Annotated in this window: 23 protein-coding genes; 17 read left to right on the forward strand and 6 right to left on the reverse strand. The window is 74.9% G+C overall.

Going from position 1 to position 23560, the window contains the following annotated elements:
• Positions 1-163 precede the first annotated feature (163 nt).
• The 8 genes from rimP to EV188_RS04555 all read left to right on the forward strand — a co-directional run bounded on the left by rimP (position 164) and on the right by EV188_RS04555 (position 8906).
• Positions 164-811, forward strand: a complete 648-nt coding sequence (gene rimP, locus EV188_RS04520) for a ribosome maturation factor RimP (RefSeq protein ID WP_133824978.1) — start codon at positions 164-166, stop codon at positions 809-811.
• On the forward strand, positions 808-1914 hold the full coding sequence (gene nusA / locus EV188_RS04525; protein WP_133824979.1) for a transcription termination factor NusA: 1107 nt from the start codon (positions 808-810) through the stop codon (positions 1912-1914). The genes rimP and nusA overlap by 4 nt, the downstream gene beginning before the upstream one ends.
• Positions 1915-2061: 147 nt before the next feature.
• Positions 2062-2334, forward strand: a complete 273-nt coding sequence (locus tag EV188_RS04530) for a YlxR family protein (RefSeq protein WP_243741522.1) — start codon at positions 2062-2064, stop codon at positions 2332-2334.
• A gap of 59 nt (positions 2335-2393) precedes the next feature.
• Positions 2394-5558, forward strand: a complete 3165-nt coding sequence (gene infB, locus EV188_RS04535; protein WP_133824981.1) for a translation initiation factor IF-2 — start codon at positions 2394-2396, stop codon at positions 5556-5558.
• Between the two features lie 68 nt (positions 5559-5626).
• A complete protein-coding gene (locus tag EV188_RS04540; RefSeq protein WP_133824982.1) occupies positions 5627-5923 on the forward strand; it encodes a DUF503 domain-containing protein in 297 nt (98 codons plus the stop codon).
• Positions 5924-5956: 33 nt separating this feature from the next.
• Positions 5957-6496 carry a 30S ribosome-binding factor RbfA gene (gene rbfA, locus EV188_RS04545; RefSeq protein WP_133824983.1) on the forward strand — a complete coding sequence of 180 codons (540 nt, stop codon included), beginning with the start codon at positions 5957-5959 and terminating at the stop codon, positions 6494-6496.
• Between the two features lie 74 nt (positions 6497-6570).
• Complete coding sequence (locus tag EV188_RS04550) at positions 6571-7584, forward strand: DHH family phosphoesterase (RefSeq protein ID WP_133824984.1); 1014 nt, start codon at positions 6571-6573, stop codon at positions 7582-7584.
• Positions 7581-8906 (forward strand): MATE family efflux transporter, encoded by a 1326-nt coding sequence (locus EV188_RS04555; protein WP_133824985.1) that lies wholly within the window; start codon positions 7581-7583, stop codon positions 8904-8906. Before EV188_RS04550 ends, EV188_RS04555 begins: the two co-directional genes overlap by 4 nt.
• A 227-nt stretch (positions 8907-9133) precedes the next feature.
• Here EV188_RS04555 and EV188_RS04560 read toward each other — a convergent pair whose 3' ends face one another.
• Positions 9134-10402, reverse strand: a complete 1269-nt coding sequence (locus EV188_RS04560) for a geranylgeranyl reductase family protein (protein ID WP_243741463.1) — start codon at positions 10400-10402, stop codon at positions 9134-9136.
• 64 nt (positions 10403-10466) lie between these two features.
• On the opposite strand from EV188_RS04560, the gene truB reads away from it, so the two are divergent.
• The 7 genes from truB (at position 10467) to dapB (ending at position 18148) form a co-directional block, all read left to right on the forward strand.
• Positions 10467-11414, forward strand: a complete 948-nt coding sequence (gene truB / locus EV188_RS04565; protein WP_243741464.1) for a tRNA pseudouridine(55) synthase TruB — start codon at positions 10467-10469, stop codon at positions 11412-11414.
• A gap of 64 nt (positions 11415-11478) precedes the next feature.
• Positions 11479-12429: a bifunctional riboflavin kinase/FAD synthetase gene (locus EV188_RS04570; protein ID WP_133824987.1), complete on the forward strand. Its 951-nt coding sequence runs from the start codon at positions 11479-11481 to the stop codon at positions 12427-12429.
• A 97-nt stretch (positions 12430-12526) separates the two neighbouring features.
• Positions 12527-13012: a helix-turn-helix domain-containing protein gene (locus EV188_RS04575; protein WP_133824988.1), complete on the forward strand. Its 486-nt coding sequence runs from the start codon at positions 12527-12529 to the stop codon at positions 13010-13012.
• A 197-nt stretch (positions 13013-13209) separates the two neighbouring features.
• Entirely contained in the window at positions 13210-13479 is a 270-nt protein-coding gene (gene rpsO / locus EV188_RS04580) for a 30S ribosomal protein S15 (RefSeq protein ID WP_133824989.1), read from the forward strand.
• 270 nt (positions 13480-13749) lie between these two features.
• Entirely contained in the window at positions 13750-16047 is a 2298-nt protein-coding gene (locus EV188_RS04585) for a polyribonucleotide nucleotidyltransferase (RefSeq protein ID WP_133824990.1), read from the forward strand.
• An 89-nt stretch (positions 16048-16136) separates the two neighbouring features.
• The gene (locus tag EV188_RS04590; RefSeq protein WP_243741465.1) at positions 16137-17417 is read left to right on the forward strand and encodes a M16 family metallopeptidase; all 1281 of its coding nucleotides are present in this window, start codon (positions 16137-16139) and stop codon (positions 17415-17417) included.
• On the forward strand, positions 17414-18148 hold the full coding sequence (gene dapB, locus EV188_RS04595) for a 4-hydroxy-tetrahydrodipicolinate reductase (protein ID WP_133824991.1): 735 nt from the start codon (positions 17414-17416) through the stop codon (positions 18146-18148). Before EV188_RS04590 ends, dapB begins: the two co-directional genes overlap by 4 nt.
• Here dapB and EV188_RS04600 read toward each other — a convergent pair.
• Together EV188_RS04600 and EV188_RS04605 are read right to left on the reverse strand one after the other, a co-directional pair.
• A complete protein-coding gene (locus EV188_RS04600; protein WP_133824992.1) occupies positions 18145-18732 on the reverse strand; it encodes a hypothetical protein in 588 nt (195 codons plus the stop codon). The genes dapB and EV188_RS04600 overlap by 4 nt on opposite strands.
• A gap of 9 nt (positions 18733-18741) precedes the next feature.
• Positions 18742-19335: a GNAT family N-acetyltransferase gene (locus EV188_RS04605; protein WP_133824993.1), complete on the reverse strand. Its 594-nt coding sequence runs from the start codon at positions 19333-19335 to the stop codon at positions 18742-18744.
• A gap of 79 nt (positions 19336-19414) precedes the next feature.
• Here EV188_RS04605 and EV188_RS04610 point away from each other — a divergent pair, with 79 nt between their 5' ends.
• Both EV188_RS04610 and EV188_RS04615 read left to right on the forward strand, forming a co-directional pair.
• Positions 19415-19906 (forward strand): beta-class carbonic anhydrase, encoded by a 492-nt coding sequence (locus tag EV188_RS04610; RefSeq protein ID WP_133824994.1) that lies wholly within the window; start codon positions 19415-19417, stop codon positions 19904-19906.
• A complete protein-coding gene (locus tag EV188_RS04615; protein ID WP_133824995.1) occupies positions 19903-20661 on the forward strand; it encodes a methylenetetrahydrofolate reductase in 759 nt (252 codons plus the stop codon). Before EV188_RS04610 ends, EV188_RS04615 begins: the two co-directional genes overlap by 4 nt.
• On the opposite strand, the gene EV188_RS04620 is transcribed toward EV188_RS04615, so the two are convergent.
• From EV188_RS04620 to EV188_RS04630, 3 genes are all read right to left on the reverse strand, one after another.
• Positions 20622-21902, reverse strand: a complete 1281-nt coding sequence (locus tag EV188_RS04620) for a wax ester/triacylglycerol synthase domain-containing protein (protein ID WP_133824996.1) — start codon at positions 21900-21902, stop codon at positions 20622-20624. The two genes, EV188_RS04615 and EV188_RS04620, sit on opposite strands and share 40 nt — an antisense overlap.
• Positions 21899-23188 (reverse strand): acetyl-CoA hydrolase/transferase family protein, encoded by a 1290-nt coding sequence (locus tag EV188_RS04625; RefSeq protein ID WP_243741466.1) that lies wholly within the window; start codon positions 23186-23188, stop codon positions 21899-21901. The genes EV188_RS04620 and EV188_RS04625 overlap by 4 nt, the downstream gene beginning before the upstream one ends.
• A gap of 74 nt (positions 23189-23262) precedes the next feature.
• Positions 23263-23535, reverse strand: coding sequence for a hypothetical protein (locus tag EV188_RS04630; RefSeq protein ID WP_133824997.1), 273 nt, complete (start codon positions 23533-23535; stop codon positions 23263-23265).
• Positions 23536-23560: the final 25 nt, after the last annotated feature.

Raw genomic sequence — 23560 nt, forward strand, 5'->3', positions numbered from 1 at the left:
GGGGCAAGCGCTAGGCTGGACCACTGCGCGCCGGCCTCCCGGCGCCGCGTCAGGAACCGTTCAGCTCTCGCCCGCCCCGCCCGGTCCGGCGCCCCGGTGACCGCCACCGCCGCCACCCGAGCGCCCACGCCGCCCGCGGCGGGCCAGCCCGTGAGGAGCCCCGTTGTCCCCTGGGACACCCCCTGCGCAGGCCGGCGCCGCCGACCGCCTGCGCCCGACCGTCGTCGAGGTCGTCGAGGCCGCCGGCTTCGTCCTCGACGACCTCGAGGTGCGCCCGGCCGGGCGGCGCCAGGTCGTGCGTGTCGTGGTGGACACCGCCGAGGTGCCCGGCCCGCACGACCCGCCGGCCCCGAGCCCGGACCTCGACGCCGTCGCCGGGGTGAGCCGGGAGCTCTCGAAGACGCTCGACGCCCTGGACGAGGCCGCCGACGACCGCGCGCCCGACGGCGAGTACACGCTCGAGGTCACCACCCCGGGCACCGACCGACCGCTCACCCGCCCGCACCACTGGCGGCGGGCGTGGCTGCGCCGCGTCGGCGTCACGCGCACCGACGGCAGCACGCTCAGCGCGCGGGTCGGTCCGGTCGGCGCCGCGGGGGAGACCGGCGACGGCGGGCACGACGGCGTGACCGTGACGCTGGCGGAGGGCACCCCGCGCGGACCGGTGCTGCACGAGGTCGCGCTGGCCGACGTGAAGCAGGCCGTGGTCGAGGTCGAGTTCAAGCCGGCGCCGCCCGCGGAGGTGGAGGCCCTGGTGAAGGCCGCCGCCGACGCGCAGGACGCGCAGGACGGACAGGAGGAACGGTCGTGAAGGTCGACATCGCCGCGCTGCGCGCCATCGAGCGGGACAAGGAGATCCCGTTCGAGACCGTGCTCTCCGCGATCGAGACCGCGCTGCTCACCGCCTACAAGCAGAACGGCGGCGAGAACCCCCGCGCCCGCGTCGAGGTCGACCGCAAGAGCGGGGCCGTGGCCGTCCTCGTGCCGGAGACCGGCGAGGACGGCGAGGTCCTCGGGGAATACGACGACACGCCCGAGGGTTTCGGACGTATCGCCGCGGCGACGGCGCGCCAGATCGTGGTGCAGCGGCTGCGCGACGCGGAGCACGAGCGCACCTACGGCGAGTTCTCGGCCAAGGAGGGCGAGGTCGTCGCCGGCGTCGTGCAGCGCGACGCCCGGGCCAACGCCCGCGGCGTGGTCGTCGTCGAGATCGGGTCCATCGAGGGCGTGCTCCCGGCCGCCGAGCAGGTGCCGGGCGAGCGCTACGAGCACGGCGCCCGCATCCGCTGCTACGTGGTGGGGGTCAACCGCGGCCCCCGCGGCGTGCAGGTGACGCTCTCGCGGACCCACCCGAACCTCGTGCGGCGGCTGTTCGCCTTCGAGGTCCCCGAGATCGCCGCGGGCCACGTCGAGATCGTCTCGGTGGCCCGGGAGGCCGGGCACCGGACCAAGATCGCGGTGCGGTCGAAGGTCGCGGGTCTCGGCGCGAAGGGCGCGTGCATCGGCCCGATGGGCGCCCGCGTCCGCGGCGTGATGAGCGAGCTCAACGGCGAGAAGATCGACATCATCGACTGGGCGGACGACCCCGCCGAGTACGTGGGCAACGCGCTCTCGCCGTCGAAGGTCGTCTCGGTGACGGTCGTCGACCCGAAGGCGCGCACCGCGCGGGTGGTGGTGCCGGACTTCCAGCTCTCGCTGGCCATCGGCAAGGAGGGCCAGAACGCCCGCCTCGCCGCGCGGCTCACCGGCTGGCGCATCGACATCCGCTCGGACGCCGAGCCCCCGCCGGAGATGGCGGCCGACACGGCGGACGGGGCGGCCGACGACGCGGCCGACGAGACCCCCGGGGAGGCCTCCGAGATCGGGGTCTCCGGTGGCGGGGTCGAGCGGCCCTCGAGCGGCGCGGTAGAGTGACCGGTGGCCCGAACCCGCGAGCCCGGTCGTGGGGTGGCTCCGGATCGTGACCGTCGCGGCAGCGTCCACGGCGTCCACGGACCGGTGCGCACCTGCATCGGCTGCCGTTCGCGGGCCTCGGCGTCGGAACTGCTGCGAGTGGTGGCCGTGGACGGGATCGCCGATCCCGACCCACGGCATCGGAAGCCCGGTCGCGGTGCGTGGGTGCACCCCGACCCGGACTGCCTGAACCGCGCGGAGCGCCGGTCGGCGTTCCCCAGGGCGTTGCGCGTCCCGGGGCCGTTGGACACGGGAGCGCTGCACGCACTGCTCGATCCGGCGCCCGGATCACCCGCCGGGCACGACAGGCGCGACGACCGTCGCGTGAGTACGAGGAAGCAGGTCGACCCCCATGAGCCAGCCGTGAAGCCCTCACGATGACGGCGCAGGCGTAGACACGAGGTCGCGGGCCCCCGCTGACCTCGAGAATGAGGAGATCAGTGCCAGGTAAGGCCCGGGTGCACGAGCTCGCCAAGGAGCTCGGCGTCACCAGCAAGCAGGTACTCACGAAGCTGGAGTCCCTCGGAGAGTTCGTCAAGTCGGCGTCCTCGACGGTGGAGGCCCCGGTCGCGCGCAAGCTGCGCGACTCCATGGCCGGCGGTGGCAACGGCGGCGGTTCCGACCGCAGGCCGCGTCCCGGCGCCACGCCCGGCCCGCGCCCCGGTGGGGGCGCCCCCAAGCCCGGCCCGTCCGGGTCGTCCGGCGGTGCCCCGCGCCCCGGCGCGACCCCGGGCCCGCGGCCCGACGCGTCGGGCGGCGGCAACGGTTCCTCCGGTGGCGCGCCGCGTCCCGGCCCGCGCCCCGGCGCGGGCGGCGGCGAGCGCCAGGACCAGCCCGCGGCGGCCTCCGCCTCGGCGGCGCCGTCCGCGCCGTCGACCGAGCGCCCGGCCCCGCAGGGCCAGCGTCCCGGCGGCGACCGCCCGCGTCCCGGTGGCGACCGTCCGCGTCCCGGCGGCATCCCCCGCCCCGGCGGGGACCGTCCGGCCGACCGCGGTGGCGACCAGCGCCAGGGCGGCGGCCAGGAGCGTCAGGGTGGTGGCCAGGACCGTCAGGGTGGCGGTCAGGGCGGTCCCCCGCGTCCCGGTCCGCAGCAGCGTCCGGCGGCCGCGGCCGCCGACGGCCAGGGTGGTGCCGCAGCCGCGGACGCGACCGTCCCGCCGCGTCCTGCGGCGCCGAAGCCCGGCCCGAAGTCGCCGCGCGTCGGCAACAACCCGTTCGGCGTCGGTTCCGGCGCCCCGCCGCGTCCCCAGCGCCCGCAGCAGCCCGGTCAGGGCCAGGGCCAGGGCGGCCCGCGTCCGCCGCGTGACGGCGACGCGCCCGCGCCCCGCCCGCCGCGTGACGGCGAGCGTCCGGCGGCCGCGGCCGGCGGCGGCGACCGTCCGCCGCGTCCCGGCGGCACCGGTGGCGCGACGCCGGGCAACATGCCCCCGCGTCCGAACCCCGGCATGATGCCGTCCCGCCCGTCCGGTCCGCCCGGACGCGGTGGTCCCGGCGGCCCCGGTGGGGGTCGCGGTGGTCCCGGTGGCGGCCGTGGTGGCCCCGGTGGGGGTCGTGGTGGTCCCGGCGGCTTCCGTCCCGGTGGGGGCGGTGGCGGCGGTGGCGGCGCGCCCGCCGGCGGTGGCTTCCGCCCTGGTGGCGGCGGTGGCCGTCCCGGCGGCCCCGGTGGCCGTGGTCGTGGCGGCGGTGCCGCGGGTGCCTTCGGGCGTCCCGGTGGCCCGGCGCGTCGCGGTCGCAAGTCGAAGCGTCAGAAGCGCCAGGAATTCGACAACATGCAGGCGCCGTCGGTCGGCGGCGTCCGTCTGCCGAAGGGCAAGGGCGAGACCGTCCGGCTGCCCCGCGGCGCGTCGCTGACCGACTTCGCGGAGAAGATCGACGCGAACCCGGCCTCGCTCGTGCAGGTGCTGTTCCACCTCGGTGAGATGGTCACGGCCACCCAGTCGGTGTCCGACGACGTCCTCGAGCTGCTCGGCGGCGAGATGAACTACGACGTGCAGGTCGTCTCCCCCGAGGAGGAGGACCGCGAGCTGCTCGAGTCGTTCTCGCTCAGCTACGGCTCCGACGAGGGCGACGACGAGGACCTCGAGGCCCGCCCGCCGGTCGTCACCGTCATGGGTCACGTCGACCACGGCAAGACGCGCCTGCTGGACACCATCCGCAAGACGAAGGTGGCCGAGGCCGAGGCCGGCGGCATCACCCAGCACATCGGCGCCTACCAGGTCGACACCGAGCTGGAGGGCACCGACCGGAAGATCACCTTCATCGACACCCCGGGTCACGAGGCGTTCACCGCCATGCGTGCCCGCGGCGCGAAGTCCACAGACATCGCGGTGATCGTGGTCGCGGCCGACGACGGCGTCATGCCCCAGACGATCGAGGCGATCAACCACGCGCAGGCGGCCGACGTGCCGATCGTGGTGGCGGTCAACAAGATCGACAAGGAGGGCGCCAACCCTCAGAAGATCCGCCAGCAGCTCACCGAGTACAACCTGGTGGCCGAGGAGTACGGCGGCGACACCATGTTCGTCGACATCTCGGCCCGCCAGAACATCAACATCGAGGGGCTGCTCGAGGCCGTCCTGCTCACCGCGGACGCCTCCCTGGACCTCCGGGCCAACCCGGACATGGAGGCCCAGGGTGTCGCGATCGAGGCGCACCTCGACCGCGGCCGCGGTCCGGTGGCGACGGTCCTGGTCCAGCGCGGCACGCTGCGCGTCGGCGACTCCGTCGTCGCGGGCGACGCGTCGGGCCGTGTCCGGCGGATGCTCGACGAGTTCGGCGAGGACGTGAAGGAGGCGCTGCCCTCCCGTCCGGTGCAGGTCATCGGCTTCACGTCGGTGCCGGGCGCCGGCGACACGTTCCTCGTCGTCGACGAGGACCGCGTGGCCCGTCAGATCGCCGACCGGCGCCGTGCCCGCGAGCGCAACGCGCAGCTCGCGAGCCGTCGCAAGCGCGTCAGCCTCGAGGACCTCGACGCCGCGCTGAAGGAGACCAACGAGCTCAACCTGATCATCAAGGGTGACAACTCGGGAACCGTCGAGGCTCTCGAGGACGCGCTCATGAAGATCGACGTGGGCGAGGAGGTCCAGCTGCGGGTGCTGCACCGCGGCGTCGGTGCGATCACCGAGGGCGACATCAACCTCGCGATCGCCTCCGACGTCATCGTCCTGGGCTTCAACGTCCGGGCCGAGGGCAAGGCCACGGAGCTGGCCACCCGCGAGGGCATCGACATCCGCTACTACTCGGTCATCTACCAGGCGATCGACGAGATCGAGCAGGCCCTCAAGGGCATGCTCAAGCCGATCTACGAGGAGGTGGAGCTCGGCACCGCGGAGGTGCGCGAGGTCTTCCGCTCCTCGCGCGTCGGCACGATCGCCGGCTGCCTGGTCACCGACGGGATCATCCGGCGCAACGGCAAGGCGCGCCTGGTCCGCGACGGTGCGGTCGTCGCCGAGAGCCTCACGGTGAACTCGCTGAAGAGGTTCAAGGACGACGCGACCGAGGTCCGCGACGGCTACGAGTGCGGTCTGACGCTCGGGTCGTTCAACGACATCAAGGTCGACGACAAGATCATGACCTACGAGATGCGGGAGAAGCCCCGCGAGTGACGGTCTCGATCTCTCGGTCGGGAGACGCAGCGAAGCGGAGCTCGACCTCGGCTCGGGGGCGCTGACGGATGTACGTCGGCGCCCTCGAGCTCGACCTGCTGCTCGGTGACGTCGGGTCCATCAAGGAGAAGCGCTCCGTGGTGCGGCCCGTCGTCGCCGAGCTGAAGCGGAAGTACGCGGTGTCGGTCGCCGAGGCCGGTCATCTCGACCTGCACCGCCGTGCCCTCATCGGGGTCGCGGCGGTCGCGGCCGACCCCGAGCACGTCACCGACGTGCTCGACCACTGCGAGCGCCTGGTGGCCTCCCACCCCGAGTTCCAGGTGCTCTCCGCGCGGACCCGCTGGCTGGGTCCGCACGACGACTAGCCCCTCCCTGCACTTCGAGAAGGAGCCCCCGCCATGGCCGACGCGCCACGGGCCCGCAGGCTCGCCAAGCGGATCTCCCAGATCGTCGCCTCCACGCTGGAGCACGAGGTCAAGGACCCGCGCCTGGCGATGGTCACGATCACCGACACCCGTGTCACCCCGGACCTCCGGGAGGCCACGGTCTTCTACACCGTCTACGGCGACGACACCGAGCGCGCCGGGTCGGCGGCCGCCCTCGCCAGCGCGCGCGGCGTGCTGCGCACGGCCGTCGGCCGCCAGACCGGGGTGCGGTTCACACCGAGCCTCGAGTTCGTGCCCGACGCCATCCCCGAGGGCGCCAAGCGCCTCGACGAGGTGCTCGAGGGCGTGCGGCGCGCGGACGCGGAGGTCGCCACCCTCGCCGTCGGCGCCGCCTATGCCGGCGAGGCCGACCCGTACCGCAAGCCGCGCGAGGACGAGGACGACGACGGGGAGCTCGACGACGTCCCGGTGGGCGACGAGAGAGACGGAGCGGAGCGGAGCTCGACCATGGGCGCGGTCGACCCCGATCACAGCGCGCGGTCGACGGGCTGACCCCGACTCCGTACCGTGACGGCGTCACGCCGACGCCCCCCGTCGGTGGACGTCTCGAGGGGAGCGCACCCGCGATGGTGGCGGCGGACGAGAGCCGGGCCCTGACGAGCCGGCCGATCACCCTCGACGAGGCGGTCGGCGTGCTCACCGGCGCCCGTCAGGTGGTGCTGCTGGCCCACGTCAACCCGGACGCGGACGCGCTCGGCAGCGCGCTGGCCCTCGGCCTCGCGCTGCACCGCCGGGGCGCGCACGTGCAGGTGTCGTTCGGGGCGCCCGAGCACCCGGCCGAGTCGCTGCGCGACCTCGACGTCGCGGGCCTCGTCGTGCCCCACCACCGGGTCGTGCACGCCCCCGAGCTGCTCGTCGTGCTCGACACCGGCAGCGTCGACCGGCTCGGCACCCTCGCCGACCGCGCCGACACGGCGGCCACGACGCTGGTGATCGACCACCACGTCTCGAACTCCGGGTTCGGGACCTTCTACTACGTCGACCCGCGGGCCGAGGCCACCGCGGTGATGGTGCTGCACCTGCTCGACGCCATGGGCGCGCCCGTCGACCTCCCCACGGCGCGCTGCCTCTACGCGGGGCTCGTCACCGACACCCGCAACTTCCGCGCCGCCTCCCCGGACACCCACGCGATGGCGGCGCGCCTGCTCGTCGCGGGCGTCGACGCCGAGGCCGTGACGCGCCCGCTGCTCGACACCCACCCGTTCTCGTGGCTCGCGATGCTCTCCGCGGTGCTGGCCACCGCCCGCCTCGAGGTCGATGAGGCCCGCGGCCTCGGGCTCGTGCACGCCCGCGTCACCCGCGACCACATCGACGTCGGGCGCCAGGAGGAGATCGAGAGCGTCATCGACGTCCTGCGCACGACCGCGGAGGCCGAGGTGGCGGTGGTGCTCAAGCAGGTCGGCGACCGGCGCTGGACCGCGAACATGCGCTCCAAGGGCCGCCTCGACGTCGCCGCGGCCGCGTCGGCGCTGGGCGGCGGGGGGCACCGGCACGCGTCGGGCTTCACGGTCGACGGCGACGCGCCGGACATCCTCGACCGCGTACGCCGCGCGCTGGCGGACGCCCCGCTCCTGGGATGACGGCAGGCACCGAACCGGACACCGATCCCGGGGCGCGGCGGGTCCTCGCGCTGGCCTCGTCGGCGCTCGTCGTCCTCGTCGCCGAGCCGCTCTACCTGCTCGTCGACACCGCGGTCGTCGGGCACCTCGGGGCCGTGCCGCTGGCCGGCCTCGCGGTCGGCGGGGTGGTGCTGGCCCAGATCGCGGGCCTCGGGACGTTCCTGGCCTACGGCACCACGGCGCGCGCCGCCCGCCACCACGGCGCCGGCGACCGCGCGGCCGCCGTGCGCGAGGGCGTCGCGGCGACCTGGATCGCGCTGGGCGTCGGGGCGGTCGTCATCGCGACCCTCTGGCTGCTCGCGCCCTGGCTCGCCGACCTGCTCGGCGGCGGGGGAGAGGTCGCCGCCGCCGCGACCGGCTGGCTGCGGATCGCGGTGTGGGGTGCGCCGGGCATCCTCGTCGCCCTCGCCGGGCACGGGTGGATGCGCGGGGTCCAGGACACGCGACGCCCGATCGTCGTCGTGCTCGCCGGCAACGGGCTCTCGGCGATCGTCTGCCCGCTGCTCGTGTACGGCGTCGGCCCGTTCCCGGAGCTGGGCCTCGAGGGCTCGGCGTGGGCGAACGTCGGCGCCCAGGCGGTGGTCGGACTGCTGTTCGTCGGCGCGCTCGTCCGGGAGCGCGTGTCCCTGCGGCCGGTGCCGGCGGACATGCGCGCGCAGTTCGGGCTCGGGCGCGACCTGCTCCTGCGCAGCGCCGCGTTCCAGGCCTGCTTCCTGTCGGCGACGGCCGTGGCGGCGCGCTTCGGCGCCGAGTCCGTGGCCGCCCACCAGATCGTCCTGCAGCTCTGGACGTTCATGGTCACCGTGCTGGACGCGCTGGCCATCGCCGCGCAGTCGCTGGTCGGGGCGGCGCTCGGGGCGGCGTCCGTGGGGACCGCGCGGCGGGTGAGCGGCCGGGTGACCCGCTACGGGCTCGTCCTGGGGTGCGTCGCGGGCGTCGTGTTCGCCGTGACCGCGGGCGTGCTCCCGGGGGTGTTCACGCCCGACCCGGCCGTGCGCGACGTCGTGCCGCAGGCGTGGTGGTTCTTCGTCGCGCTGCAGCCGATCGCCGCCTACGTCTTCGCGCTCGACGGGGTGCTGCTCGGCGCCGGCGACGCCGCCTACCTGCGCCGGATCACCGTCGGCTCGGCCGTGGTCGTGTTCCTGCCGACGATCTGGCTCTCGCTCGCGTTCGGGTGGGGCCTGGTCGGGATCTGGGCGGGCCTGGCGCTGTTCATCGTCGCCCGCGCCGTCGCGGTGGGCGTGCGCGTGCGCGGCGAGGACTGGGCGGTCACGGGCACCTGAGGAACCTCGGAACCCACAGCGCTCCTGATCACCGGGAGCGGAGGCGCGCGGTGAGGGAGCACCATGATCGCTCCCGGTGCTCCGGAGACCACGTGTCACGGGGTCGGAGGAGCACCTGCAGCGATCATGCTGCTCGAGCGGCCGTGACCGCCCCTCGCCGGCGTCGGGCCATCGTTGACCCCGGCGACCCGTGTCCTCGGGACACGGGTCGGCCCGATCCGAGTGGCTCAGCCCGCCGCGACCGGGCGGCGCAGGTCGGCGGCGGGGAACGGCGGCAGCTCGTCGACGCGCAGCGACGCGCGCCCGGCCACGCGCCAGGCGCGGGCGACGAGGTCGGCGTCCTCGTCGGTGACGAGGTTGCCCATGACGCGCAGGGCGACGGTCATCAGGGCCCGCGAGCGCATGCCGACCGGCCCGGCGATCGGGAGCAGGCGCGGCGTGGTCAGCAGCGTCGCCAGGCGCCGCGCGATCGAGAACGCCGAGCCGTAGTGCCGGCGCAGCGTGGCGGGCCAGGCCAGCGAGAGGTCGTCCTCGCTGTCCAGCAGGCCCGCGACCGTGCGCCCGCTCTCCAGGCCGTAGTCGATGCCCTCGCCGTTGAGCGGGTTCACGAGCCCGGCGGCGTCGCCGACGAGCGCCCAGTTGCGCCCCGCGACGCCCGAGACGGCGCCGCCCATGGGCAGCAGGGCCGACGCGACGTCGCGCACCTCGCCGTCGAGCTGCCAGTCGTCGCGGCGCTGGTCGGCGTAGTGCGCGATCAGCGAGCGGAGCCGCACGTTCGCGGGTCGCGCCTCGGTGGCCAGGGTCCCGACGCCGATGTTCACGTGCCCGTCGTGCAGCGGGAACACCCAGCCGTAGCCGGAGAGCACCTCGTTCTCGGTGCCCCGCAGCTCCAGGTGCGACGAGATCCACTCGTCGTCGTGGCGCCCGGAGCGGACGTAGCCGCGGGCGGCGACGCCGTAGGCGGTCTCGCGGTGCCACTCGCGCCCGAGCACCCGCCCGAGCGTCGAGCGCGCCCCGTCGGCGACGACGAGGCGCCGGCACGCGATCGTCGTCGGCCCGTCCGGACCCGCGAGCACGACGCCGGTGACGCGGTCACCGTCCCGCTCGACGTCGACCGCGCGGGCGCCCTCCACCGGCTGCGCGCCCTTCTCCAGGGCGACCGAGCGGATGCGGGCGTCGAGCTCGGTGCGCGCGACGGCCCCGCCGTGCGCGGGCAGCGACCCGCCGGGCCAGGGGAGCTCCAGCAGCTGGCCGAACCCGGCGGCCCGCAGGCCCCGGTTGCTGCCGCGCCCGCGGACCCAGTCGCCGAGCCCGAGGTGCTCGAGCTCCGCGATCGCCCGCGGGGTCAGGCCGTCGCCGCAGGCCTTGTCGCGGGGGAAGACGGCGGCGTCGGCGAGGACGACGTCGTGGCCGGCCTCGGCGGCCCACGCCGCGGCGGCCGACCCGGCGGGGCCGGCGCCCACGACGAGGACGTCGGTGCGCGTCGGGATCGTCACGCTCCCCAGCATGCCTGCCGGGACCCTGAGGGGCCCGGCGATGGGGCGGGCATCATGGTCGCCCGTGTCCGGACGTGGTGGTGGGAGGGCGGGAGACCGGGGCGAGCGGCGCGAGCCCCCGCCGCCGGGGCTGCTGGTGGTCGACAAGCCCGCGGGGTGGACCTCGCACGACGTCGTCGGGCGCGCCCGGCGCCTGATGGGCACGCGGAAGGTGGGGCACGCGGGCACGCTCGACCCGATGGCCACGGGCGTGCTGGTGCTGGGCATCGAGCGCGCGACGAAGCTCCTCGGCCACCTCGCGCTCGACACCAAGAGCTACCTCGCGACCGTCCGCCTCGGCCTCGCCACCAGCACGGACGACGCCGAGGGGGAGGCCCTCGGGGACCCGGTCGAGACGGACCAGATCACCGACCAGGCGATCACCGACGGCATCAGAGCGCTCACGGGCGACATCGCCCAGGTCCCGAGCAGCGTCTCGGCGATCAAGGTCGACGGCCGGCGCGCGTACGAGCGCGCCCGGGCCGGCGAGGACGTCCAGCTCGAGGCGCGCCCGGTCACCGTGAGCCGCTTCGACGTCCTCGCCACCCGGCAGGACGGGCCGTTCCGCGACCTCGACGTGCTCGTCGACTGCTCGTCGGGCACCTACGTGCGCGCGCTGGCCCGCGACCTCGGCGCCGGGCTCGGCGTCGGCGGGCACCTCACGGCGCTGCGGCGCACCCGGGTCGGGCCGTTCACGCTCGCGCAGGCCCGGTCGCTGGAGGTCCTCGCCGAGGAGGAGGAGACGGCGGGCCGCGCGTCGCTCTCGCTCGACCTCGACGCCGCCGTCGCCACGGCCTTCCCGCGCCGCGACGCCGACGCCGACGAGGCGGCCGGGCTCGCGCACGGGCGCCCGCTGAGGCCGGGCGGCGGCGACGGGACGGTCGGCGTGTTCGGTCCCGACGGCCACGTCATCGGGCTCGTCGCCGACGACCGCGGCGCCGCGCGCCCGGTCCTCGTGCTGGCGCCCGCGTGAGACCCGTCCTGATCACCCCCACCGACACGGCGTGACCGCGGGTACCGGCCGTACGCTCCCGGCCGTGCAGACCTGGCGGGGACTCGACGGGGTGCCGTCGGGCTGGGGGCGGTGCGTCGTCACGATCGGCGTGTTCGACGGCGTGCACCGCGGCCACCAGCAGCTCATCGCCCGGGCCGTCGCCCACGGGCGCGAGCTCGGCCTGCCGACCGTGCTGATCACCTTCGACCCGCACCCCGCGTCGGTCCTGCGCCCGGGCACGCACCCCGCGCGCCTGACCACCCTGACCCGGCGGGCCGAGCTGGTCGCCGAGCTCGGCGTCGACGCCTTCTGGGTGCTGCCGTTCACCCCCGACCTCGCCCGGGTGGCGCCCGACGAGTTCGTCCACGAGCTGCTCGTGGACCGGCTGCACGCGGCGATGGTCGTCGTCGGGCGGAACTTCACGTTCGGCTACAAGGCGGCGGGCGACGTCGCCGAGCTCGAGCGCCTCGGCCAGCGCTTCGGCTTCGCGGCCGAGGGCGTGGACCTGGTCACCGAGCCCCTCGGCGCCGCCGCGAGCAGCTCGACGGTCACGTTCTCGTCCACCTACATCCGCGCGAGCATCGCCGCGGGCGACGTCGCGGCCGCCGCCGAGGCCCTGGGCCGCCCGCACCGCCTCGAGGGGGTCGTGGTCCGCGGCGACCAGCGGGGCCGCGAGCTGGGCTACCCCACCGCCAACGTCGACTGCGGCGAGCACGCGGCGATCCCGGCCGACGGGGTGTACGCCTGCTGGTTCCACCACCGGGGCGAGGTCCGGCCCGCCGCGACGTCGGTGGGCACCAACCCCACGTTCGAGGGACGCCGGCGCACCGTCGAGGCGTTCGTGCTCGACGCCGAGGAGGACCTCTACGGCGCCCGCGTGGGCGTGGACTTCGTCGAGCGGCTGCGCGGGATGGACCGCTTCGACTCGATCGACGAGCTCATCGCCGCGATGGACAACGACGTGGCGCGGACCCGCGAGGTCCTGGGTCTCTGACACGACCGCCTCCGACCCGGCACTTCTCCCGAACGGCCACCACCGCCACACGCCGGCTGCCACCCTCGCCGAGGGTCTGGGGAGCGAGGTGGCGCGGGTGGGTCGGTCGGAGACGACGGAGACGGTGCGGCGCAACCGCGAGCTGCAGCGACGCTTCTACGGCGAGCCGCTGGGCGACCGGCTGCGACGCCTCCTCGGTGCGCTCGACGTCTCGCAGGCGGCGCTGGCCGCCGCGCTGGGCGTCAGCTCGCCGATGCTCTCGCAGCTCATGAGCGGCCGACGGGTCAAGATCGGGACGCCGGCCGTGTACGGGCGGCTGGTGCTGCTGGAGCAGGCGGTGCCCCGCAGCGCCCTCCACGACCCGGCCGCCGTGGAGCGGCTCCTCGCCGCCGTCCGGGCCGCCGAGCCCCGTGCCCCGACGAGCACGTCGACGACCACCCAGGGCTCGTACGACCTGCTCCGCACGGTCGCCGGCCCCGACGAGCTGGCCCGCGCGGCCGACACCCTCGACCGCGGCTTCCCCTCGCTCGCGGGCATCCTGAGACAGGCGGCGAGCCTCGAGGCCCCGGAGCCGGGCCGCTGACGGGAGCGTCGGACCCGTCGGTACACTGGGAGCTGTTTCGCCTGGCTGCGGTCCGTGGTGGCCGGGCGGCGGGTGGTCCCTCTCGAAGGACAGGCCCCCGCGAGTGCGTCGTCCGCATCCATCCTCGCCACGGTGGGGTGCTGGCGGTCGGCGCCCATGCTCACGGCACCGACGACAGCAGACTGGAGCACCACCCCGTGGCACTGACCACCGAGCAGAAGAAGGCGACCCTCACCGAGTACGGCGTCCACGAGACGGACACCGGGTCGCCCGAGGCGCAGGTCGCGCTGCTCACGCAGCGCATCGTGCGGCTCACCGAGCACCTCAAGATGCACAAGCACGACCACCACTCCCGCCGCGGACTGCTGCTGCTGGTGGGGCGTCGTCGTCGCCTGCTGAAGTACGTCGCCTCCGTCGACGTGGCCCGCTACCGCTCGCTCATCGAGCGGCTGGGGCTGCGTCGCTGAGCCTCCGGACGGAGCACCCCTGAACCCCGCGCACCCACCGCGCCGACCGGCCGAGACGCCGGCCGGCGCGGTGGCGTGCGCAGAACCCTTATCCGGCCCCGCTGCCACCCGCCACGTCTCCGGGACGCCCGCGCGTCGTCCGGTCCTCGGTAGTGGCCCTGGGACGACAGAGCACTCTTCTGGGCGTCCCCGGGCTTCGATCGAAGACCGGCCGCGTGGCGTGACCGCCGTGGTCGGGCGCGGTAGGGGCCCTGCAGAGGAGAACCCCGCATGACCGAGACCGACTCGGGAGTCCACGAGACCACTGCGGTCCTGGACAACGGTGCCTACGGCACCCGCACCGTCCGCTTCGAGACGGGCCGGCTGGCCCGCCAGGCGGCCGGCGCCGTCGTCGCCTACCTGGACGACGACACGATGCTGCTCTCCGCGACGACGGCGTCGAAGCGGCCGAAGGACAACTTCGACTTCTTCCCGCTGACCGTCGACGTCGAGGAGCGGATGTACGCCGCGGGCCGGATCCCCGGCTCGTTCTTCCGCCGCGAGGGCCGCCCGTCGACCGACGCGATCCTCACCTGCCGGCTCATCGACCGGCCGCTGCGCCCGACCTTCACCTCGGGCCTGCGCAACGAGGTCCAGGTCGTCATCACGGTCCAGAGCCTGGACCCGAAGGACCCCTACGACGTCCTGGCCATCAACGCGGCCTCGGCGTCCACCCAGATCTCCGGGCTGCCCTTCGACGGCCCGATCGGCGCCACCCGCGTCGCCCTCATCAACGGCCAGTGGGTCGCGTTCCCGACGTGGGAGCAGCTCCAGGGCGCCGTGTTCGACATGGTCATCGCCGGCTCGGTGACCAAGGACGGCTCGGACGTCGCGATCGCCATGGTCGAGGCCGAGGCCACCGACCACGCGTGGCAGCTCGTCGGCGAGGGCGCCCAGGCGCCCACCGAGGAGATCGTCGCGGCGGGCATGGAGGCGGCCAAGCCGTTCATCCGCACCCTCTGCGAGGCGCAGAAGGAGCTCTACACCGCGACCGGTGTGACGACGAAGGACTACCCGACCTTCCCGGCGTACCAGGACGACGTCTTCTCGGCGGTCGAGAGCGCGGTCGGCTCCGACCTCGACGACACCTTCAAGATCACCGGCAAGCAGGACCGCGACGAGGCCCAGGACGCGATCAAGGACCGCCTGGTCTCGGAGCTCTCCGGCAAGTTCGAGGGCCGCGAGAAGGAGATCGGCGAGGCGTTCCGCTCGCTGACCAAGAAGACCGTCCGCCAGCGGATCCTCTCCGACGGCTTCCGCATCGACGGCCGCGGCACCACGGACATCCGTCCGCTGGCCGCCGAGGTCGAGGTCATCCCGCGGGCCCACGGCTCGGCCCTGTTCGAGCGCGGCGAGACCCAGATCCTGGGCGTCACCACGCTGAACATGCTCCGTCTCGAGCAGACGATCGACTCGCTCGGCCCGGAGACGACCAAGCGGTACATGCACCACTACAACTTCCCGCCGTTCTCCACCGGCGAGACGGGCCGCGTGGGCTCGCCGAAGCGCCGCGAGATCGGCCACGGCGCGCTGGCCGAGCGGGCCCTGGTGCCCGTCCTGCCGACGCGCGAGGAGTTCCCCTACGCGATCCGCCAGGTCTCCGAGGCGCTGGGCTCCAACGGCTCGACCTCGATGGGCTCGGTCTGCGCCTCGACGATGTCGCTGCTCAACGCCGGTGTGCCGCTCAAGGCGCCGGTCGCGGGCATCGCCATGGGCCTCGTGTCCGGCGAGGTCGACGGCAAGGAGACCTACGTCGCGCTCACCGACATCCTCGGCGCCGAGGACGCGTTCGGTGACATGGACTTCAAGGTCGCCGGCACCAAGGACTTCGTGACGGCCCTGCAGCTCGACACCAAGCTCGAGGGCATCCCGTCCGAGGTGCTCGGCCGGGCGCTGACCCAGGCCCGCGGGGCCCGCCTCGCGATCCTCGACGTCATGGCCGAGGCCATCGACGCGCCCGACGAGATGAGCGAGTTCGCGCCGCGCATCACCACGGTGAAGGTGCCGGTCGACAAGATCGGCGAGGTCATCGGCCCGAAGGGCAAGATGATCAACTCGATCACCGAGGAGACCGGCGCCGACATCTCCATCGAGGACGACGGCACGATCTACGTCGGTGCCGCCGACGGGCCGAGCGCCCAGGCCGCGATCGACAAGATCAACGCCATCGCCAACCCGCAGCTGCCGAAGATCGGCGAGCGCTTCCTGGGCACGGTCGTGAAGACCGCCGCCTTCGGTGCCTTCGTCTCGCTGCTGCCGGGCCGCGACGGCCTCGTCCACATCTCGAAGCTGGGCGGCGGCAAGCGCATCGGCAAGGTCGAGGACGTCGTCAACGTCGGCGACAAGCTGCGCGTCGAGATCACCGACATCGACAACCGCGGCAAGATCAGCCTCGTCCCCGTCAAGGAGGAGGACGCGGCCGCCGAGGGCGCCGCGTCGGACGGCGACGCGCCCGCCGCGTCGACCGACGCCGCTCCGGCCACCTCCGGCGCGGTCACGGGCGCCATCGGGGGTTCGTCGCAGGAGTGACGGGAGACGTAGCGGAGCGGAGCTCGACCATCGACCCTGCTGCTCCCGCTGTCGAGACGCACCACCCGGCCCCCGGCGTAGCACGGTCCGTGCTGCCCGGGGGCCTGCGGGTGGTCACCGAGCACGTCGCCGGCGCGCGGTCGGCGTCGGTGGGCCTGTGGGTCGAGGTCGGCTCGCGCGACGAGCCGGCCCTCGGCGCCGGCACGCACGGCGCCGCGCACTACCTCGAGCACCTCCTGTTCAAGGGCACGCGGCGCCGCTCGGCCCGGGCGATCGCGGAGGAGATCGACGCCGTCGGCGGCGATCTCAACGCGTTCACCGGCAAGGAGCACACCTGCTTCTACGCGCACGTGCTCGACCGAGACATGCCGCTCGCGGTCGACGTGCTCGGCGACGTGGTGCTCGACGCCGTCATGGCGGGCGCGGACGTCGAGCTCGAGCGCGACGTCGTGCTCTCCGAGATCGCCGGCCGCGACGAGGACCCCGAGGACCTGCTGGCCGACGACTTCGACGCGCTGCTGTTCGGCGCGCACCCGCTCGGCCTGCCGGTGATCGGCACCGAGGAGTCGGTCACGGGCATGACCCGCGACCGGCTCGCCGATTTCCACGCCCGCCACTACGTCCCCGCACGCTCGGTGCTCGCCGTGGCGGGCAACGTCGCGCACGCCGAGGTGCTCGACGCGGTGGCCGAGGTCTACGGGTCGCGCCTCGGCGGCTCCGGCGAGCCCTGGCACCGCGCCGCCGGGGACACGCCCGGCACGCCCGCGGATCGCCTCTCGGTGCGCGACGAGGACACCGAGCAGGCCCACCTCATGCTCGGCGTGCCGTCGCTGCGGCGCGCCGACGAGCGCTGGCCCGCGCTGCAGGTGCTGTCCACCGTGCTCGGCGGCGGCATGAGCTCGCGGCTGTTCCAGCAGGTCCGCGAGCAGCGCGGGCTCGCGTACTCGGTCTACTCGTCGACCACGGGCTACACCGACGCGGGCGCGCTCGCGGTCTACGTCGGCTGCGCGCCCGAGCGTCTCGGGGCCGCGGCAGCGGTGGTGCGCGACGAGATCGCCGACCTCGCCGCGCACGGCATCACCGACGCGGAGCTGGTGCGCGCCCGCGGGCAGCTGCGCGGCGAGCTCGTCCTCGGCCTCGAGGACACGTCGTCGCGGATGACGCGCCTCGGCCGCCGCGAGCTCGACCACGGCGGGCTCGACCGCGCCACCGACCTCGCGAGCACGCTCGAGCGCATCGACGCCGTCGGTGCGAGCGATGTGGCATCGCTGGCGTCGTCGCTGCTCACCGCCCCCCGCTCGGCCGCGGTCGTCGGTCCCTACGGTGACGTCGACGAGCTGCCGGACGAGGTGCGGGAGATGGTGCAGTGATCAAGGTCGGAGTGCTGGGCGCGAACGGCCGCATGGGCTCCGAGGCGTGCGGCGCCGTCGAGGGTGCCGACGACCTCGAGCTGGTCGCTCGCGTGGATGTCGGCGACGACCGCGAGGCCCTGCGCGCGGCCGACGTCGTCGTCGACTTCACCCACCCGTCCGCGGTGGCCGACAACCTGCGCTGGTGCGTCGACGCCGGCCTGCACGTCGTCGTCGGCACGAGCGGGGTCGGCCAGGACCTGCTCGACGAGGTCCGCGGGCGTCTGCAGCCCGGGCAGGGCGTGCTCGTCGTCCCGAACTTCGGGATCGGCGCCGTGCTGATGATGCGCTTCGCGGCGCAGGCGGCGCGGTTCTTCGACTCGGTCGAGGTGATCGAGCTGCACCACCCGCGCAAGGCCGACGCCCCCTCGGGCACGGCCACGCGCACCGCCCAGGTGATCGCCGCCGCCCGCGCCGAGGCGGGCCTCGGGTCCGGCCCGGACGCGACGACCCACGACCCCGACGGCGCGCGCGGCGCCACGGTCGACGGCATCCCGGTGCACGCGGTGCGCATGGCCGGCCTGGTCGCGCACCAGGAGGTCCTGCTGGGCACCGAGGGCGAGACGTTCACGATCCGCCACGACTCCCTGCACCGCAGCTCGTTCATGCCGGGCGTGCTGCTGGCGTGCCGCAAGGTCGCCGAGCACCCGGGCCTGACGGTCGGCCTCGACGCGCTGCTGGATCTCGACTAGGGCTGCTGCTCGAGCCAGGGCCGCAGGTAGTCGCGGTCGACCTCGACGGTGTCCGGGATCAGCGCGACCATCCGCCGGACGCGCTCCGCGGCGTCCTTGGTGAGCCGGAAGTCCTCGTCGCGCGACATCCGGTCCTCCGGGCTGAACGAGCGCGCCGCGGCGACGATCTGCGGGACGGCCGCCCGGACCTCGTCGACGTCGTCGGCCGCGAGCGCGCGGTCGTGTCCGGCGCCCTCGAGCCGGTCGCCGACGTCCTGCAGCTGCGCGGTCAGCCAGCCCCACGGGTCGGCGGTGAGCTCGGTGGACCAGACGCGGTCGGAGGGCTCGTCACCGTCGAAGAACGGGTGGAAGTGGGCGGCCGACCACGAGTCGGCGGGCCGGTCGAGCCGGGTGAACAGGTCGGCACGCCAGAACGCCTGGTCGACGACCGTCCTCTGGGCGGCCGACTCGCTGCCCCGGTGCTCCTGGGGGGCGAGCAGGCGCAGCTCGACGCGGGCGCCGTGCTCCATCACCGCCTCCGGGGAGATCTCGAACCAGCGGCGCACCACGACGGCGACGCGGGTGAAGCCGTAGACGATCAGCACGGGCGCTCCTCAGGTCAGCAGGGGGAGATCCAGGTCGTCCAGCGAGGGCTCGGGGCGGAACTCCAGGTCGAGGCCGCCGGCCACCCGGATCTCGCGCAGCGGCCGCCCGCCCGCGTCGAGGGTGCGGACGGTGCCGTCGGGGTCCCAGCCGGCGCGCTCGTAGAACCGGCGCGAGGCGGTGTCGCGCTCGGGCACCCAGGCGATCGCGCGCGTCGCCCCGGCGGCCCGCAGCGCCGCCGCGGCCTCGACCAGCAGGCGTCCCGCATGCCCGCGCCGGCCCCAGCGTGGCTCGACGAGCAGCGCCGCGACCGCGGCCACCGAGGACGCGTCGTCGGGCACGGCGCCCGCGGCGTCGGCGAGGTCGTCGGGTGACGCCGGCCCGGCCGCGCAGAAGCCGACCAGCGCGTCGCCCTCGGTCGCGACCCACACCGCGCCCGCGTCGATCGGGCCCGCCCACCCCGCCGCGACCGCGTCGACGTCGAAGCCCTCGACGGCGCCGGGCGGCAGCAGGTCGGCGTAGGCGGAGGTCCACACCGTGCGCTGGACGTGCGCGACGGCCGCGGCGTCCTCGGCGGTGGCGAGGCGGACGGAGGCGAGCGCCATGCCCCGAGACTAAGCGGAGCTCAGGGATCCGGATCACCCCACGGTGCGCGCCGGGGACGGTCTCGCCAGGATCGGGGGCATGACGGCGACCGACGAGATGCTGACGGCCAACAAGAGCTTCGCGGCGGGCTTCGACAAGCCCGGCCTGCCCGGCCCGCCCTCGCGCGGCGTCGCGGTCGTGGCCTGCATGGACGCGCGCCTCGACGTCTACCGGGTGCTGGGCCTGGGCGACGGCGAGGCCCACGTCATCCGCAACGCCGGGGGCGTGGTGACCGACGACGTGCTGCGCTCGCTCGCCGTGAGCCAGCGCAAGCTGTCGACCCGCGAGGTCGTCCTGCTGCACCACACCAAGTGCGGGATGGCGACGTTCACCGACGACGACTTCGTCGCCGAGCTCGAGTCGGAGACCGGCCAGAAGCCCACCTGGGCGCCCGGCACGTTCCGCGACACCGAGCAGGACGTCCGTGACTCGGTCGCCGCCGTGCGCTCGAGCCCGTTCCTCGTCCACACCGACGGCGTGCGCGGGTTCGTCTACGACGTCGACAGCGGGTCGCTGACCGAGGTCGCGTGACCCTGGACATCACCGCCGAGCTGGACGTCCCGCACCGCCCGGACCTCACACCGGTCGGACGCCAGCTCGACGCGCTCGCGCCGGTCGCCGCCCGGTTCCTCGTGCCGGACAACGCGACGGCGCGCGCGGCGGTCGCCGGGCTGGTCGTCGCCGCCGAGGTCCGCCGGTGCGGGCACGAGGCGGTCGCGGTGCTCAACGCCCGCGACCGCAACACCCTCGGCCTGCGCCGCGACCTGCTCGGCCTGCTGGCGCTCGGCGTGCACGAGGTCCTGCTGCTGCGCGGCGACCAACCGGACCAGGAGGGCGAGGACGGCCCGCTGACGGTGGGCGCCATGCTCCGCGAGGCCCGCGCGCTGGCCGCGGAGCACGAGGCCACCCTGCGCGTCGGCGTGGTCGCGGCTCCTGGGCGCGACCTGCCGGCGTGGAAGCGCGACGCCGACGTGGTCTGGCTCGCGCCCACGTTCTCGGTGCCGGCGGTCGCCGACTGGCGGGCGCGGCACGCCGACCTCGAGCAGCCCGTCCGCGCCGGCGTCCTGGTCCCGACCGGGCCACGGATGGCCCGGGGCGTCGCGGAGGGCATGGACCTCGACCTGCCGGACCACGTGGTCGACGCCCTGGAGCAGGACGAGACCGCCGGCGTCGACCCGGCCGTCGAGCACGCCCTCGCCCTGCGCGACGCCGGGGTCGACGGCATCCACCTCGTCGCGGTGAGCCGCTACCGCGAGGTCGCCGACCGGCTCGCCGGGCTCGTCTGAGCTGCGCTGACCAGCAGGTCGGCCTCCGCGCCCAGCCCGTCGGCGAGCACGTCGACGTCGGGCACGAGGCCGGGGTCGACGGTCACCCCGAACGACAGCACGTCGACCATCGAGGCGGCGGTGACCCGCAGCGCGTGGTGGAACCCGATCTCCGCGAGGGGCCAGGTCGCGCGGACCCGGCGGCCCAGCACCGCCACGGGCTCGCGGGGTCCGGGCACGTCGGACACGCTCACGGTGAACGCGCGCGCCGTGGCCCGCAGGCGGTCGCAGACACGGCGCAGGGGCGGCGAGACGTCGGCGAGGTGGTGGAGCAGGTCGTCGAGGAGCGCGGCGTCGCGGGCGTCCTTGCGCGCGGTCGTCAGCTCGTGGACGGCGCGCAGGCGCTCGAGGGGATCGGTGACGTGCACCGGCAGCGGGAGGTCGAACGCCGAGTCGCGGTTGCCGGCCGACGGGTCCTCGCGCGGCAGGCTCACCGGGACGCGGACGCGCAGGTCGGTGACCGTGCCCGCGTGGTGGTCGATCCACCGCCGGAGGCCGCCGGCCAGCACCGCGAGGAACGCGTCGTTGACGGTCGCGCCGACCGAGCGGGCGGCGGCGTGCAGGGCGGCGAGGTCGGTGTCGACGAACGCCACCCCGCGCCGGGTGGAGATCTCGCCGTCGAACGGCGAGTGCGCCCGCCCGACCGTGAACTCGCGCGCGATGACGCCCGCGAGGTGGGCCCGGCGTCGCTCGTGGTCGGCGCGGATCGTGGCGGCGTGACCGGCGGCGGCGGGCGGCTCCTCGTCGTAGAGCACGGTGTGCGACAGGCGCGTCATCGTCGCGCCGTCGGCGAGGGCGTGGTGGACCCGCCAGAGCAGGGCGGTGCCGCCGCCCGCGAGCGGGGCGACGTCCATGGACCACAGGGGCCGGGACCGGTCGAGGTGCTCGGCGAAGCGCTCGGCCACCAGCGCGCACAACCCGGCGTGGTCGTAGGGCCCGCCGGGGGCGTCGACGACGTGCTCCGCGAGGTCCAGCTGGGCGTCGGGCACCCAGACGGGCTCGCCGTCGCTCTCGTCGAGGCGGTAGCGCAGCTCGGGCGCGGCGGGGAGGCGCTCGGCGATCCGGGCGCGCATCCCGGCGGCCGTCACCGGCGGGCCGACGAGCATCGCCGCGTGCAGGACGTGGCCGACGACGGTGGTGCACTCGAGGTCGAGGATGGCGCGGTCCTCGGTGCCCAGAGGGATGCTGAGCGGGATGCTCACAGGTACCCCAGGGTCCGGGCCGCCGCGGTGAGCTCGTCGCGGAAGCGCGGGTGCGCGATCGCGATGAGGCGCGCGGTGCGCTCGGCGATCGTGGCGCCGCGCAGCTCGGCGACCCCGTACTCGGTGACGACGTTGTCGACGATGTTCTTGAACGTCGTGACCGCGGCGCAGGGCTGCAGCTGCGGGACGATCCGCGACACGGTGTCGTCGTGGGTCGCCGAGTGCAGCACGATGAACGCGGCGCCGTGCTCGGACATGATCGCGCCGCGCGCGTAGTCGGGCTGGCCGCCCGAGGACGAGAAGTACGAGCTGCCGAGCGACTCCGAGGCGCACTGGCCCAGGAAGTCGACCTCGAGGGTCGCGTTGACCGCGCGGAACTGCGGCTCGCGGGCGACGTTCCAGGGGTCGTTGGTGTAGTCGACGGGGTGGTACTCGACGCCGGGGTTGTCGGCGACGAAGTCGTAGAGGCGCTGGGTGCCCAGGCTCGACGTCGTGATGATCTTGCCGCGGTGGGTCGCCTTGCGGGTGCCGGTGATGACGCCGGCCTCGACGAGGTCGACGAACCCGGTGCCGAACACCTCGGTGTGCACGCCCAGCTCGCGGTGGTCGCCGAGGGCGGCGAGCACCATGTCGGGCACCGCGCCGATGCCGATCTGCAGGGTCGCGCCGTCCGGGATGCGCTCGGCGACGAACCCGGCGATCGCCCGGTCGCGATCGGTCACCTCGGGGCTCGGCGGCACCACCAGGGGACGGTCGGCCTCGCACCAGCCGACCACGTCGCTGATGTGGAGCTGGTTGGCGCCGAAGGTGCGCGGCATCTGCGCGTTCACCTCGACGAAGAACGGCACCTCGCCGATGAACGCCGCGGTGTACGTCGCGTCGGTGCCGAGCGAGAAGTAGCCGTGCCGGTCCGGCGGCGACACCGAGGCGACCACGAGGTCCGGGTTGGCCGCCCGGCGCAACAGGCGCGGGACGTCGCTGAAGTTGTTCGGCACGAGGTCGCAGCGACCGGCGCGGAAGGCCTCACGCGTCGCGGGGGACAGGAACCACGACACGTGCCGCAGCCCCGGGATCTTGCCCTCGATGGACGGCCGCGAGCGCGGCGCCAGCATCTGGTGCACCCGCACGCCGTCCAGCCGGTCGCCGGCGGCCTCGAGGGCGTCGAGCACCGTCGCGGGCTCACCGTTGAACGAGTTGACGACGATCTGGCTGCCCGGGCCGACGTGGTCGAGGACGGCCTCGGCCGGTCGGCGCGCGGCGGCGATCATGTCCGGGAGGGAGGGCACGCCCCGGATCCTGGGGCAGGGATCTCGCCCTGACCAGCAGGATCGCGGTCCGCGCCCGCCCGGTCACCCGCTGTCTAGACGGAGGCGGGCCGCGGCAACGGCAGCGCCGGGGGCTCGTCGTCGGCGAGACGGGCCTGCCCGGCCGGGTGCTCGACGAGCGCGAGCACCCGGGACGACATGAACCTCGCGGTGCGCACCGGCGTCCCGCCGCGCGTCACCTCGCTGACCTCGACCACGCCGCGGCCGTGCGCGATGTCCACGCGCCGCCCGGCCTTCGTCGCCTCGACCTCCCACGTCCGCGTCGCGCCACCGGCGTCGACGACGATCTCCACACGGTCCCCGACCATGGGTCCTCCTCACAGCGTTTACCCA

The sequence above is a fragment of the Actinomycetospora succinea genome, assembly GCF_004363095.1.
In the GTDB taxonomy this organism is placed as follows: domain Bacteria; phylum Actinomycetota; class Actinomycetes; order Mycobacteriales; family Pseudonocardiaceae; genus Actinomycetospora; species Actinomycetospora succinea.

Coding starts and splice junctions, on each gene's coding strand:
- EV188_RS04540 (WP_133824982.1), top strand. CDS start 5,627: ATGTACGTCGGCGCCCTCGAGCTCGACCTGCTGCTCGGTGACGTCGGG.
- rbfA (WP_133824983.1), top strand. CDS start 5,957: ATGGCCGACGCGCCACGGGCCCGCAGGCTCGCCAAGCGGATCTCCCAG.
- EV188_RS04550 (WP_133824984.1), top strand. CDS start 6,571: ATGGTGGCGGCGGACGAGAGCCGGGCCCTGACGAGCCGGCCGATCACC.
- EV188_RS04555 (WP_133824985.1), top strand. CDS start 7,581: ATGACGGCAGGCACCGAACCGGACACCGATCCCGGGGCGCGGCGGGTC.
- EV188_RS04585 (WP_133824990.1), top strand. CDS start 13,750: ATGACCGAGACCGACTCGGGAGTCCACGAGACCACTGCGGTCCTGGAC.
- EV188_RS04605 (WP_133824993.1), bottom strand. CDS start 19,335: ATGGCGCTCGCCTCCGTCCGCCTCGCCACCGCCGAGGACGCCGCGGCC.
- EV188_RS04610 (WP_133824994.1), top strand. CDS start 19,415: ATGACGGCGACCGACGAGATGCTGACGGCCAACAAGAGCTTCGCGGCG.
- EV188_RS04630 (WP_133824997.1), bottom strand. CDS start 23,535: ATGGTCGGGGACCGTGTGGAGATCGTCGTCGACGCCGGTGGCGCGACG.